This window comes from Flavobacterium johnsoniae (assembly GCF_001879205.1).
Lineage (GTDB): Bacteria > Bacteroidota > Bacteroidia > Flavobacteriales > Flavobacteriaceae > Flavobacterium > Flavobacterium johnsoniae_A.
Map to the genome: position 1 here is coordinate 87,055 of NZ_MLFK01000008.1, position 13,262 is coordinate 100,316.

The 13,262-nt window shown below is 35.6% G+C and carries 10 protein-coding genes; 6 read left to right on the forward strand and 4 right to left on the reverse strand.

The annotated features are described in order from the left end of the window. Positions 1-192: 192 nt before the first annotated feature. Positions 193-2,457: an acyl-CoA dehydrogenase gene (locus tag BKM63_RS15320; RefSeq protein WP_071637570.1), complete on the forward strand. Its 2,265-nt coding sequence runs from the start codon at positions 193-195 to the stop codon at positions 2,455-2,457. Positions 2,458-2,571: 114 nt separating this feature from the next. On the opposite strand, the gene BKM63_RS15325 is transcribed toward BKM63_RS15320, so the two are convergent. Then, positions 2,572-2,916 carry a 5-carboxymethyl-2-hydroxymuconate Delta-isomerase gene (locus tag BKM63_RS15325; protein ID WP_071637460.1) on the reverse strand — a complete coding sequence of 115 codons (345 nt, stop codon included), beginning with the start codon at positions 2,914-2,916 and terminating at the stop codon, positions 2,572-2,574. A gap of 144 nt (positions 2,917-3,060) precedes the next feature. Here BKM63_RS15325 and BKM63_RS15330 point away from each other — a divergent pair, with 144 nt between their 5' ends. The 3 genes from BKM63_RS15330 (at position 3,061) to BKM63_RS15340 (ending at position 8,501) form a co-directional block, all read left to right on the forward strand. Further along, positions 3,061-4,689: a DUF6377 domain-containing protein gene (locus BKM63_RS15330; RefSeq protein WP_242661156.1), complete on the forward strand. Its 1,629-nt coding sequence runs from the start codon at positions 3,061-3,063 to the stop codon at positions 4,687-4,689. 204 nt (positions 4,690-4,893) lie between these two features. Then, on the forward strand, positions 4,894-7,110 hold the full coding sequence (locus BKM63_RS15335) for a glycoside hydrolase family 3 C-terminal domain-containing protein (RefSeq protein ID WP_071637462.1): 2,217 nt from the start codon (positions 4,894-4,896) through the stop codon (positions 7,108-7,110). 257 nt (positions 7,111-7,367) lie between these two features. After that, on the forward strand, positions 7,368-8,501 hold the full coding sequence (locus BKM63_RS15340) for an acyltransferase family protein (RefSeq protein ID WP_071637463.1): 1,134 nt from the start codon (positions 7,368-7,370) through the stop codon (positions 8,499-8,501). A gap of 331 nt (positions 8,502-8,832) precedes the next feature. On the opposite strand, the gene BKM63_RS15345 is transcribed toward BKM63_RS15340, so the two are convergent. Together BKM63_RS15345 and BKM63_RS15350 are read right to left on the reverse strand one after the other, a co-directional pair. Further along, positions 8,833-9,939 (reverse strand): NADH:flavin oxidoreductase, encoded by a 1,107-nt coding sequence (locus BKM63_RS15345; protein WP_071637464.1) that lies wholly within the window; start codon positions 9,937-9,939, stop codon positions 8,833-8,835. Positions 9,940-9,945: 6 nt separating this feature from the next. Next, entirely contained in the window at positions 9,946-10,248 is a 303-nt protein-coding gene (locus tag BKM63_RS15350) for an ArsR/SmtB family transcription factor (protein ID WP_071637465.1), read from the reverse strand. A 343-nt stretch (positions 10,249-10,591) separates the two neighbouring features. Between BKM63_RS15350 and BKM63_RS15355 the strand changes: the two genes are divergently transcribed. Both BKM63_RS15355 and BKM63_RS15360 read left to right on the forward strand, forming a co-directional pair. Next, positions 10,592-11,080: a TlpA family protein disulfide reductase gene (locus tag BKM63_RS15355; RefSeq protein ID WP_071637466.1), complete on the forward strand. Its 489-nt coding sequence runs from the start codon at positions 10,592-10,594 to the stop codon at positions 11,078-11,080. Positions 11,081-11,296: 216 nt separating this feature from the next. Beyond that, positions 11,297-11,770 carry a hypothetical protein gene (locus BKM63_RS15360; RefSeq protein ID WP_123907082.1) on the forward strand — a complete coding sequence of 158 codons (474 nt, stop codon included), beginning with the start codon at positions 11,297-11,299 and terminating at the stop codon, positions 11,768-11,770. 72 nt (positions 11,771-11,842) lie between these two features. On the opposite strand, the gene lpdA is transcribed toward BKM63_RS15360, so the two are convergent. Continuing rightward, positions 11,843-13,249 (reverse strand): dihydrolipoyl dehydrogenase, encoded by a 1,407-nt coding sequence (lpdA, locus tag BKM63_RS15365; protein WP_071637468.1) that lies wholly within the window; start codon positions 13,247-13,249, stop codon positions 11,843-11,845. Positions 13,250-13,262: the final 13 nt, after the last annotated feature.

Genomic DNA, 13,262 nt, shown 5'->3' on the forward strand with positions numbered 1-13,262 from the left:
CTTAACAGGATTTCTAAACAGGAATGAGTATTTTTCATTCCTGTTTTTTTATGCAGTAAATTTAATGAAGCCACAGATTACACAAATTAATGGGATTACTTTCCAGGTGTAATTTGCAGTTGTAAAAATCCTTTTAATCTGTGTATGCGGCGGCTTAATAATAAAAACTATTTAAAACCGAATCCTATTTATATGAAAAATACCAAACTCCAAGCCTTTACTCCCTTATTTTATTTAGTATGGTCTGATGACTTATTAACGCAGAAAGAATTTAAAACTATTCAGGAATTTATCAATAATCTGAGCTGGCTTTCTCAGGAAGAAAAGCAACAGCTTTTATCTAAGGTTGACATTTCGAATCCGCCTTCGCGAAATGAACTCGCGCAATGGAAATTGGATATTGAAAAAAGCATTCAGGATAAAACTGCTGTAAAATCTATTTTTGATATTGCCGTAGCACTTTCTGATAAAGATTTGGATATTTCATTAGTGGAATCCGATTTTACAAAACTCGAGAATGACCTCGGAATTCTTGGTGAAGAAGCATTGCAGAACTTCAAAACAAAAGCCGATTCATTTACCGCAAATTCGCAGACTACCAGCAATTTTGATATTCAGAAAATAACTGAATTTCTGGACGGAAAAGAAGCGCCGATTATTAAAAAAGTGAAATCAATTATTTCACGGCCTGAATTTGCTTACGAAACTTCTACAGATATCAATGTTTTCCGCCAGACTGTTTACAACTGGTGTAAAATTTTGGCCGATGAAAATCTGGGAAATATGGCTTATCCGAAGGAATATGGCGGAGGAGGAAACGTAGAAGATTATTTTGCGATTATGGAAACGCTGAGTTATCACGATTTAAGTCTGGTGATAAAATTTGGCGTTCAGTTTGGACTTTGGGGAATGAGCGTACAGTCTCTTGGAACCGAAAAACATTATGCTAAATATTTGAAAGATATTGGTTCTTTAAAACTTCCGGGTTGTTTTGCCATGACCGAAACACATCACGGATCGAACGTAAAAGGTTTAGAAACAACAGCGACTTACAATCACAGCGATCAGACTTTTACAATTCACACCCCTAATCAAAATGCGCAAAAAGAATATATCGGGAATGCCGCTGTTCACGGACAAATGGCTACTGTTTTTGCTAAATTAGTTATAGACAATCACGATTATGGCGTAAATGCTTTTATAGTGCCATTGCGAGATACAAACGGAAATACAATAAAAGGCGTTACAATTGGCGATTGTGGCCATAAAATGGGATTAAACGGCGTTGATAATGGTACAATCAGCTTTGATAATGTGGTGATTCCGAAGGAAAATATGCTGGATCGTTTTGCTTCTGTTAATGATAAAGGCGAATTCGAAAGCCCGATTCCGAGTGATAATCGCCGCTTTTTTACCATGTTAGGAACTTTGGTTGGAGGAAGAATCGGAATTCCGCGTTCGGCTTTGGCAGCAGCTAAATCGGGACTAACAATTGCGATTCGTTACAGCGATCAGCGCCGACAATTTGGCCCTGAAGGAGGATCAGAAGTTCCAATTTTGAATTACAGAATGCATCAGCGCAGATTATTACCGCATCTGGCAAAAACATACGCCGTTCATTTTGCGCTTCAATATCTTACCAATAGATTTTTGAACAGGACAGAAGCAGAAATGCAGGAAATCGAAGCTCTTGCAGCCGGCATGAAATCCTATTCAACCTGGAGTACAAGAGATATTCTGCAGGAATGTCGTGAAGCCTGCGGCGGAAAAGGTTACTTATCTGAAAACCGAATTGACGCTTTGAAGAACGATACCGAAATTTACACCACTTTTGAAGGGGATAATACTGTTTTAATGCAATTGGTCGCCAAAAATCGTTTGTCTGAGTTTAGAAAATCATTTGGAGAAATGGGGTCTTTAGGAATCATCAATTATGTATATGAAAATGCCAAGACAGCCATTACAGAAAAAAATCCAATTGCAACCCGAAAAACAGACGACGAGCATTTACTGGATTCTGAATTTCATTTGCAGGCATTTGTTCATCGCGAAAAGACGATCTTAGCTTCGGCAGCACGACGTATCAAAAAACTAGTTGACGGCGGTTTAGAAGCTTATGATGCTTTTAACGTAGTACAGCACCAAATGATTGATGTTGCTCAGGCTTATTTGGAGCGTATTGTTTTAGAACAATTTCAGGAAGCTCTAAAAGCGGTCAAAGACGAAAATTCAAAACAAATATTGACAAAATTATATCAATTATATGCACTTTCTCAGATAGAAAAAAACAAAGGATGGTATCTGGAAGATGGTTATATGGAAGCAGTAAAAACCAAAGCGGTTCGTAAAATGGTAAATCAGCTTTGCTGGGATATTCGCCCCGATGCAGTTGCATTGGTAAATGCTTTTGATATCCCCGAAAGCTGTCTGGCGGCGCCAATTGCAGCTAATTTTTAAACTATTCGCGAGATAAAAAATTATCAATTTTTAAGAAGAAACTTTGTCGAAGTTTTCAGGCTTTGACAAAGTTTTTTTTATAGCAGTGATAAATTTATTTATATCAAAATAGAATTAAATCATGGTTTTATTAAAGTAATTGGATTTTTCAAATTCCTGTACGTTCATAGAGATAACGGGAACTTCTTTAAGTATTGCGCTTAATTTCGTTACAATTACTTTTGATAAATTACTTTTTTGGTCGGTATTTCTTCCTTCCATAATGTATGCAAAAACGTGGATAAAATCGTTCAGCGTGTTTCCGTTGTTATAGTTGCTGAAAGGCTTAATACGTACCTTAATTTCAGATGCAGTAAATAGATCTGTTGATAAAGCCGAATCGAAAACGGCCTGCATTATTTCATCGGCAGATTTTAATCTTATTACATTCTCAGAACAATCAATTATAAAATGTGGCATAATTATTATTTAGGTTAGGTTTTGCTGTAACAAATTTATAAAAATGAGACTTGTAATAATAGTATAAAATATACTTTTCTATAGAAGCTTTATTATATTTGTAACATCTCATTTTATCTTTTAATTGATTTGAAAAATTCTTTTTTGTTTTTTTTTACGGTTCTTATCTGCTTTACTGTCAATGCTTCAGAAAGTACAGATGATATTTTGTCAAAATTAAACCTTGCGTTAAAAAACAAAGAACATTATGTGCAGTTAAAAGAGGAACGGATTTTAAACTTCAAAAAAATTAAATCTGATAATTTAACGAAAGAGCAGGAGTACAATTACAATAAAACATTATATACAGAATACCAAAAATTCAATTCAGACTCGGCTATTTTTTATGTCAAAAAGAATTTAAAGATCGCTTCCGAACTTCAAAATCCTGAATTTACTGCTTTAGCCAATTTACAATTGGTAAACCTTTATTCTTCTTCTGGAAAATACCGCGAATCTGAGGCAATTTTAAAAAGTATCAATAAAAGTAAACTGCCCGTATCATTGCTTCCCAACTATTATGTGGCTTATCGCGAGTTTTTTGAGCATTATGCGGCCAATAGTTATGATGTAAAATACCTTCATCAAATACAAAAATACCGTGACTCATTGTTAACGGTATTAGATCCTAACACATTAAACTTTAAAATTGCTAAAATTCAGCAGGGAATGTCCAAAAAAACCTTGGGCGATTCTCAAAGAAAATTAATGGCATTATTAAAAAATGTAAAAGAAGATGATCCTCAGTACGCGATGATTACATATTTACTCGGGAATATTTACGAAGCAACGCATCAAACTGAACTAAGAAAAAAATATTTTGCGCTCTCGGCTACGGCAGATCTAAAAAATGCTAATAAAGACAATGCTTCTCTTCAGGAACTGGCTTTGGTTTTTTATGAAATTGGTGATGTAGACATGGCTTATAAACTCACCCAGTCGGCTATTGAAGATGCGCTTTATTGCAATGTGCAATTTAGAACATTGCTGATGTCTGAAGTATATTCGATCATTAATACAGTTTATTTGGAGAAAGAAGCAAAGCGAAAAACAGAACTACAGCTTTATTTAATTTGTATCAGTCTGCTTTCTGTCTTTTTAATTTTGGCAATTATTTATGTTTACAAGCAAATGAAAAAGGTTTCCAGAATTCGTGGAGAACTTTTTGAAACCAGCCAAAAATTAGCCGAATTAAACCAAAATATCACCGAAACAAATAAACAGCTGCAGGAACGTAACGCACAATTATCAGAATCAAATCATATTAAAGAAGAATATATTGCGCATTTTTTCAGCCTTTGTTCTACCTATATCAATAAGTTAGAGAATTACCGCATTATCTTAAATAAGAAAGCAACGGCCAAACAATTTGACGAAATTTACAAAATGCTCAAATCGACTACTTTGGTTGATAACGAATTGGAAGAATTATATAAAAATTTCGATATTATTTTCCTTAACTTGTATCCAACATTTGTAAAAGACTTTAATGCACTTTTAATTAAAGAAGAACAAATCGTTTTAAAGCAAGGGGAATTGCTAAATACAGAACTTCGTATTTTTGCTTTAATCCGACTTGGAATTACAGACAGTGTTAAGATAGCGGCATTTCTTCGTTATTCTTTAAGCACAATTTACAATTATCGAACAAGAGCTCGAAATAAAGCTGCCGTTTCCAGAAATGATTTTGAAGAATTGGTCATGAAAATAGGTTTAATTACGTTGAAAATCTAAATATTTATTTTAAAATCACTACTTTTTTTAGGGGGTGTTTTTGTTCAAGTAATTGTAAATCAATATTTTATTTTTTATAATCACTACTTTTTTTCGTTTAAAAATGCAACACGAACTATAACGTTTTAGCTTTACAATATTATTAAAAGCTGCTATTACCCATAGTATCTTTAAATTATTGAATGCTTAAAATAAATAATAGTTATGTTTAAAAACGTTAAAACAATCGTTGTTTTAGTTTTATTGAGTTCATTCGGATTGAATGCACAAAATAAAGTTCCGGTTTATCTTGATGATAAAAAGCCAATTGATGAGCGTGTAGAAGACGCACTTTCGAGAATGACAACCGAAGAAAAAATTGCCATGATTCATGCGCAGTCTAAATTTAGTTCACCAGGTGTAAAACGCTTAGGAATTCCGGAAAACTGGATGACCGATGGACCACACGGAATTCGTGCCGAGGTAAAATGGGACGAATGGGATCAGGCAGGATGGACAAACGATTCTTGTATTGCTTTTCCGGCGCTTACAGCACTTTCGTCTACATGGAACAAAGAATTGGCTTCTTTATATGGTAAATCTATTGGAGAAGAAGCACGTTACCGTAACAAAAACGTATTATTAGGACCAGGTGTTAACATTTACAGAAGTCCACTAAACGGGCGTAACTTCGAGTATATGGGAGAAGATCCGTTTTTAGCTTCAAAAATGGTTGTTCCCTATATTAAAGGAGTTCAGTCAAATGGAGTTGCAGCCTGCGTTAAACATTTTGCTTTAAACAATCAGGAAACTAATCGTAATTCGGTTGACGTAGTTGTTGACGATCGTACACTGTACGAAATTTATCTTCCAGCTTTCAAAGCTGCGGTTCAGGAAGGTGATGTTTGGTCAATCATGGGGTCTTACAATAAATACAAAGGGCAGCAATGCTGTCATAACGAATATTTGTTAAACGATATTCTTCGCGGAGAATGGGGTTTCAAAGGTGTTGTAGTTTCGGACTGGGGGGGTGTTAATGATACTAAACAAGCAATCCACAATGGTCTTGATATGGAATTTGGTTCTTGGACCAATGGATTATCGTGGGGAACAAGTAATGCTTATGATAACTATTATTTAGCAAAACCATATTCTGAAATGATCAGAAAAGGAGAAATTGGAACAAAAGAGTTAGACGAAAAAGTACGTCGTATTCTTCGTTTATCTTTCCTGACAACAATGGATAGAAATCGTCCTTTCGGATCTTTCGGAACAGAAGAACACGCTATCGCTGGACGCAAAATTGCCGAAGAAGGAATTGTTTTATTGCAAAACAACAACAACATTCTTCCAATCAATCTTTCTAAAACCAAAAAGATTGCTGTAATTGGAGAAAATGCAATCAAAATGATGACTGTTGGCGGAGGAAGTTCTTCTCTTAAAGCGAGATACGAAATCACACCGTTAGAAGGTTTGAAGAAAAGAATTGGAAATCAAGCTGAAATCGTATACGCAAGAGGTTATGTAGGAGATCCTACAAGTAATTATAACGGAGTTGTAGCTAAAGTAAGTTTAGAAGATAAACGTTCTCCTGCTGAATTAACCGCAGAAGCTTTAAAAGTTGCTAAAGATGCGGATATTGTCCTTTTTATCGGCGGATTGAACAAAAGCCCAAATCAGGATGATGAAGGACATGATCGTAAAGAATTAAATTTATCTTATGGTCAGGATAAATTAATAAGCGAATTAGCGAAAGTAAACAAAAACATAGTTTTCGTAAATATTTCCGGAAATGCAATAGCAATGCCTTGGATTAAAGAAGTTCCGGGAATTGTTCAGGGATGGTTTTTAGGAACTGAGGCTGGAAGTGCTTTAGCAAATGTTTTGGTTGGAGATGTGAATCCGTCTGGTAAATTATCTTTCACTTTCCCAGTAAAATTAGCTGATAATGGAGCTCACGCTTTAGGCGAATTTCCAGGAGGTGATTCAGTAAAATACAATGAAGGTATTTTTGTAGGTTACCGTTGGGCTGATAAGCAAAAAATAAAACCATTGTTCTCTTTCGGACACGGATTAAGCTACACGACTTTTGCTTATGGAAAAGTAACAGCTGATAAAAAACAACTTTCAAGCAGCGATAAAATTACATTTTCAGTTAAAGTAAAAAATACGGGAAGCAAAGATGGTTCTGAAGTAGTACAGCTTTATATCAGCGATTTAAAATCTTCTTTACCGCGTCCGGTAAAAGAATTAAAAGGTTTTGAAAAAGTTGCTTTAAAAGCGGGAGAAGAAAAAACAGTAACATTTACAATCGATAAGACAGCTTTAAGTTTCTTTGATGATAAAAAACACGACTGGGTTGCAGAACCTGGAGCTTTTGAAGCAATTGTTGGTGCATCATCAACAGATATAAAATCAAAAGTGGGATTCTCACTTCAATAATTTCATTATTTCTAAATTGGTTGGTTAGTAAAAGCTGCAATGTAAAAAGTTGCAGCTTTGCTTTTGTCTAAAAAAAGATAAAAGTTTTGCCATTTATATAGTCAGAAAATTAAGTTTTGTGAGACTTGAATAAACTTAATATCTTAACGGGCGAAAAAAAAATCCAATTCCAAAAAAGAGCAGAGCGATTTTTTAACATCTAACATCTAACATCTAACATCTAACATCTAACGTTTAACCTAACCAATAACCACTTTATGAGTTCTATTTCAGTTGATATTCAACCCAAAAAGCATTATGAAATTCTGGACGGCCTTCGAGGAGTAGCGGCTGTATTAGTTGTAATTTTTCATATTTTCGAGGCTTTTAACGAAGGAAGCCGTTTTAAACAAATTATGAATCATGGCTATCTGGCCGTAGATTTCTTTTTTCTTTTATCAGGATTTGTTGTCGCATACGCTTATGATGATCGCTGGGCAAAATTAACCCAATGGGAATTTTACAAACGACGCCTAATCCGTTTACAGCCTATGGTTATAATGGGAATGGTGCTTGGAGCCATTTTCTACTATTTTCAGGAATCAAGTGTTTTTCCGCAGATTGCGACAATGCCCGTTTGGAAATTACTTCTAACGATGGTCATTGGATTTACACTGCTTCCAATTCCGCCGTCGATGGAAATTAGAGGCTGGGGAGAAATGCATCCTTTAAATGGTCCGGCATGGTCGCTTTTCTTTGAATATATAGCGAATATTTTGTACGCCTTGTTTTTTCGCAAATTTTCGAATAAAGTACTATCAGTTTTCGTACTGATATTTGCCGGACTTTTAATTAATTATACCGTTTTTGGACCAAAAGGAGATGTTATTGGCGGCTGGTCTTTTAATCTGGAGCAGATGAATGTTGGTTTTACCCGTTTGTTATATCCTTTTTTTGCCGGAGTACTGCTTTCGCGTTTAGGAAAACTAATCCACATAAAAGGTGCTTTCTGGGTTTGCAGTCTTATGATAGTCGTTATTTTTTCAATACCAAGAATTGGCGATGAAAATACTTTGTGGATGAATGGTTTGTATGAATCTATTTGTATTATCTTTTTATTTCCGCTCATTGTTGCTATTGGAGCTGGAGGTGAGATTAAAAACCCGATTTCTCTTAAAATATGCAAAGTTCTGGGCGATATCTCTTATCCAATTTACATTATTCACTATCCGTTAATTTATTGGTATATGGCGTGGGTAATTGAAAATAAGATTCCTCTAAAAGACGGTTATCTTCTAGGAATAGGAGTTTTATTGGCCAGTATCACAATCGCTTATTTATGCTTAAAATTATATGACGAACCAGTTCGCAATTGGCTTCAGAATAAATTTCAAAGAAAAAAAAGTTCTTAAAGAGAGGGCAGAGGTTCAAAGGCTCAAAGAAAAAACTTTGCCCGCTTTGAACTTAAAAAAAATGAAATTCTAAATTTTGTTAGTTATAGATTTTCAAATAAAGGGATGAAATTTCATGTTTTCATCCCTTTTGTTTTTTTGTAGAAAGGCTCAAAGACTCAAAAACTCAAAGGTTCAAAGGTTCAAAGGGACAAAGGTTCAAAGGTTCAAAGGAAACAATTTTGTTCTTTCAGTAAACAAAAAGGATGAAACTTTTAAAGTTTCATCCTTTTTATATTTAGTCCAATAAGGAAACCTTTGTCCCTTTGAACCTTTGTCCCTTAAAAAAAGTTTATTCTAAAACCAATGCTCCCAAAGCTTCTTTACTAAAACCTTTTAATTGATCTGTTTTTCCGGCTTTGATTTTTGCCACCCAGTTAGGGTCAGATAAAAGAGGTCTTCCTACGGCAACCAAATCAAAATCACCTCTGTCGAAACGTCTGTTTAATTCTTCTAAAGAAGTTGGCTGTGAACTTTCTCCGGCAAATGCACCAAAGAAATCACCAGAAAGACCAACAGAACCAACAGTAATTGTAGGTGCTCCTGTTACTTTTTTAGCCCATCCTGCAAAGTTTAAATCAGATTCTTCAAATTCAGGTTCCCAGAAACGACGCTGCGAACAGTGTAAAATATCTACTCCGGCATCAACAAGAGGAGTAAGCCAGGCTTCTAATTCCTGCGGATTTTTGGCTAGTTTATAATTGTAATCAGAAGGTTTGAATTGAGAAAAACGCATAATAACAGCAAAATCATTACCCACTCGTTTTCTGATTTCTTTTACCACTTCAATCGCAAAACGATTACGTTCCGGTAATGTTTTTCCGCCGTAAATATCTTCACGTAAATTCGTTTCGGCTCTAAAAAACTGGTCAATTAAATAGCCGTGTGCACCGTGAATTTCGATCGTATCAAAACCTAATCTTTTAGCGTCAGCCGCAGCTTTACCAAAAGCAAGTATAGTATCTTCAATATCTTTTTCAGTCATGGTCACACCATTTCTAAAATCAGGACGGTTTAACCCGGAAGGGCCTTCAAAAGGAACTGGAGGCACCCATCCTGAATGGTGATTATCCATAATTCCCATATGCCAGATTTGTGGTCCCATCTGCCCGCCTGCAGCGTGAACTTCATCGATCACTTTTTTCCATCCGTTTAAAGCCAAATCTCCGTAAAAATGCGGCACATTAGCATCATTAGATGATGAAGGTCTGTCGATAACAGTTCCTTCAGATAATATTAAACCAACTTCTCCTTCAGCTCTTTTCTGGTAGTAAGAAGCTACTTCATCAGTTGGAACTCCATTTGGAGAAAAAGAGCGCGTCATTGGCGCCATTACGATTCGGTTTTTTAAATTTAACGTTTTCAGGTTAAATGGCGAAAACAGGTTGTTTGTACTCATAGTAATTTACAAATTAGATTGAATTAATTTACTGAGTGCTTCAAAGGCACCTTCGTTACGTTTATAGTAAGTCCATTGCCCAACGCGTTTCGATTCTATAAAACCGGCGCGTTGTAAAATAGACAGGTATTCAGATACAGTTGATTGGGTCAGTCCGGCTTTGGCCTGAATTTGTCCCACGCAAACGCCGTGTTCAAAACCGCCGTGTTCCAGCTGGCCGGGAAAGTTTATTTCGGGTTCCTTAAGCCATTCCAGCATTTGTAATCTGGACTTGTTAGATAATGCTTTAAAAATTTCTATATTTTCCATGGTGCAAATATATCGACTTTTCCCGATATACCAATTAAGTAAAAAAATATTTAGCACAAAATTAAGATAGGAGGATTGATTGCAGGAAATATTGCGGGAAGTATTTATATTTGTCTCATCTCGCAAAGTCGCAAAGACGCAAAGTATATACACGAACTTGTCGTTTCGACGAAAGAAAAATCAAACTTGAAGCTCGCCAAAAATTGCCGCCATTCTTAACGGAATTTCTAGTGTGATTTCTGTTTCCTTGAAATGACCAAAATGAGAAAACTTTGGATCTTTACGACCTGGAGAGATTTAACTCAGATAGCCCCAATTTATCTAAAAAAAAACTTAATAGACTATGAAAAAAACATTACTTATTTTAGGATTCTTATGTTGTGTGTTAACCAGTTCAAAAGCTCAGGTTGTAGGAACTGATATTGGCGATATTGCGCCAGAAATCGATCTGCCGGATACAAAAGGAAATCTTGTTGCACTTTCGTCTTTAAGAGGTAATTTGGTTTTAGTTGATTTTTGGGCTTCGTGGTGCGGACCATGTATTAAAGAACAGCCCTTATTATTAAAAATGCATAATGCTTATCCGGATAAATTTTCAATTTATGGTGTTTCTATGGATACGAAGAAACCGTTGTGGTTAGCTGCAATTGCAAAATCAAAGTTGCCGTGGACAAACGTAAGTGATTTAAAATACTGGAAATCTCCGGTTGTAGGAGATTATATGCTTCAATCTGTTCCTTTGAACTTTTTAGTAGATAAAAACGGAATTATTGTTGCGAAAAATATTCATGGAAAAGCGCTGGAGGACATGGTTAAAAGTATTATGGAATAGGGTTTTGTAATATTTAAGGTTTCAAGTCTGTTGTTTCAATTTGCGGTTAAGTCATCAATCTGAAACCTGAAACCTGAAACCTGAAACCTGAAACTTGAAACCTGAAACTTGAAACTTGAAACTTGAAACCTGAAACTTGAAACTTGAAACTTGAAACCTGAAACTACAAACCTAAAACTTAAAACCTGTACCAATTTTCACTTAGATAAAGAATTAATGGAATCAAAATTAAGTATCGCTGCATTCCGATCCAGATTAAAAAATAGTACAGAAATTGGTTCTCCAAACGTATTTTTAGGACAGTCAAGAATATTTCCTCTGTCGGGACCAGCAAAGCCTTTTTATGGATTTTTTGATGATAAAAGTTTTAGTTTAACTATAAATTCGGCAAAGTCCACAGCAGTTTTTCTTGTAAAAGGAAACTACGAGGATGTTGATAATAAACTTCACGTAAATTATAGTGTAGAACCCATCAGTAAACTTCAATCTGCGTGGGTAAAATTTGCACCAATAGTTTTGATAGTGGCGCTTAATATCTTTTTTCTGTTTTTTGCACGAGGACTTAGGCGAGCGTCTACAATTGTTAATCTGTTTTTGCTTTTTATGGCTTTCTATTCGAGATGGAAAGAAGAAAGAAAAAGAAAAAAATTAGAGCAAAAGTTTGTAAGTGTTTTTGAAATAAAAAGATAAATAAACAATAGAATATCTTCATCAAACCTGAAACTGACAAAGATATTCTAACCTGAAACTTTAAACATGAAACTAAATATTAATCGCCCCCTGTCCGGATGCGATCATATAGGCTTCTTTTAAAGTTTCGGAGTAGGTAGGGTGAGCGTATGAAATTCTAAACATATCTTCGTCAGTCACTTCATATTCCATTCCGATAACACCTTGGGCGATTAAGTCTGCAGCTCTTGGGCCGATAACGTGCATTCCTAAAAGTTCTCCATACTTAGGATCAGACAGAATTTTAGAAAAACCGTCTTTTTCCATTGCCGCTCTTGCGCGCGCACTGGCAGAGAAAGGAAATTTTCCAACATGATATTCAATTCCTTTTTCTTTTAATTCTTCCTCGGTATAGCCAACCGAAGCCACTTCCGGCCAGGTATAAACAACACCTGGAATCAATTTATAATTGATATGCGGTTTTTGACCGTTGATAGTTTCAGCAACAAAAATACCTTCTTCTTCGGCTTTATGTGCGAGCATGGCTCCGGCAACAACATCGCCAATAGCGTAAATGTTTTCCGCTTTAGTCTGAAGTTTTTCATTGGTTACGATTCGGCCTTTTGAATCCGTTTCGATAGTAGTATTTTCTAATCCTAAGCCTTCTGTATAAGGTTTTCTTCCCACGGCAACCAGGCAGTAATCAGCGGTAATTTCCTGCGGATTATTGGATGCATCCAAAAAGCTCACTGTTGCATTCTTGCCGTTATTTTTAGCCGATTGTACTTTGTGGCCCAATAAAATCCTGATGTTCTGTTTGGTGAAAATTTTCTTCAATTCTTTGCCAAGATCTTTGTCCATTGTTGGAATCAGGCTGTCAAAATATTCAATTATGGTAATTTCAACACCAATTCGCGCATAAATCGAAGCCATTTCTACACCAATTACACCTCCGCCAATAATAACAATGCTTTTTGGTTTTTCGGGTAACGAAAGTGCTTCTGTTGAAGTTATGATTCGTTTTTTATCAATTTCAACTCCGGGAATTGTGGCTGGTTTAGAGCCTGTTGCAATAATAAAATAGTTTGCAGATATTTTAGTCGAATGGCCGTCGTTGTGTTTTACACTTAATTCTGAGTTGTTTAAAAAAGAGCCAATTCCTTCAAAGACTTCAATTTTATTCTTCTTCATTAAAAAGTTAAGTCCGGCAATATTTTGTTCGACAACTTCACCTTTTCGTTTTATTAGCTGTTTGAAATCTAAACTCAATTTTCCGGTTAGAATTCCGTGAGCGGCAAATTTTGTTTCGGCAGTATGATAATGTTCTGTGCTGTCCAGTAAAGCTTTTGTGGGTATGCATCCTACATTTGTGCAGGTACCGCCCAATGCTTTGTATTTTTCTACAAGTGCAGTTTTGTAGCCCAATTGCGAACAACGAATCGCCGAAGCATAACCGCCGGGACCTGAACCTATAACAATGATATCAAATTTTGTTTCCATAAATGATTTTTTA

Excerpts from the sequence above, each read along its gene's own strand:
- BKM63_RS15320 (WP_071637570.1), top strand. The coding sequence starts at position 193 with ATGAAAAATACCAAACTCCAAGCCTTTACTCCCTTATTTTATTTAGTA.
- BKM63_RS15325 (WP_071637460.1), bottom strand. The coding sequence starts at position 2,916 with ATGCCACATTTTATAATTGATTGTTCTGAGAATGTAATAAGATTAAAA.
- BKM63_RS15335 (WP_071637462.1), top strand. The coding sequence starts at position 4,894 with ATGTTTAAAAACGTTAAAACAATCGTTGTTTTAGTTTTATTGAGTTCA.
- BKM63_RS15340 (WP_071637463.1), top strand. The coding sequence starts at position 7,368 with ATGAGTTCTATTTCAGTTGATATTCAACCCAAAAAGCATTATGAAATT.
- BKM63_RS15345 (WP_071637464.1), bottom strand. The coding sequence starts at position 9,939 with ATGAGTACAAACAACCTGTTTTCGCCATTTAACCTGAAAACGTTAAAT.
- BKM63_RS15350 (WP_071637465.1), bottom strand. The coding sequence starts at position 10,248 with ATGGAAAATATAGAAATTTTTAAAGCATTATCTAACAAGTCCAGATTA.
- BKM63_RS15355 (WP_071637466.1), top strand. The coding sequence starts at position 10,592 with ATGAAAAAAACATTACTTATTTTAGGATTCTTATGTTGTGTGTTAACC.
- BKM63_RS15360 (WP_123907082.1), top strand. The coding sequence starts at position 11,297 with ATGGAATCAAAATTAAGTATCGCTGCATTCCGATCCAGATTAAAAAAT.
- lpdA (WP_071637468.1), bottom strand. The coding sequence starts at position 13,249 with ATGGAAACAAAATTTGATATCATTGTTATAGGTTCAGGTCCCGGCGGT.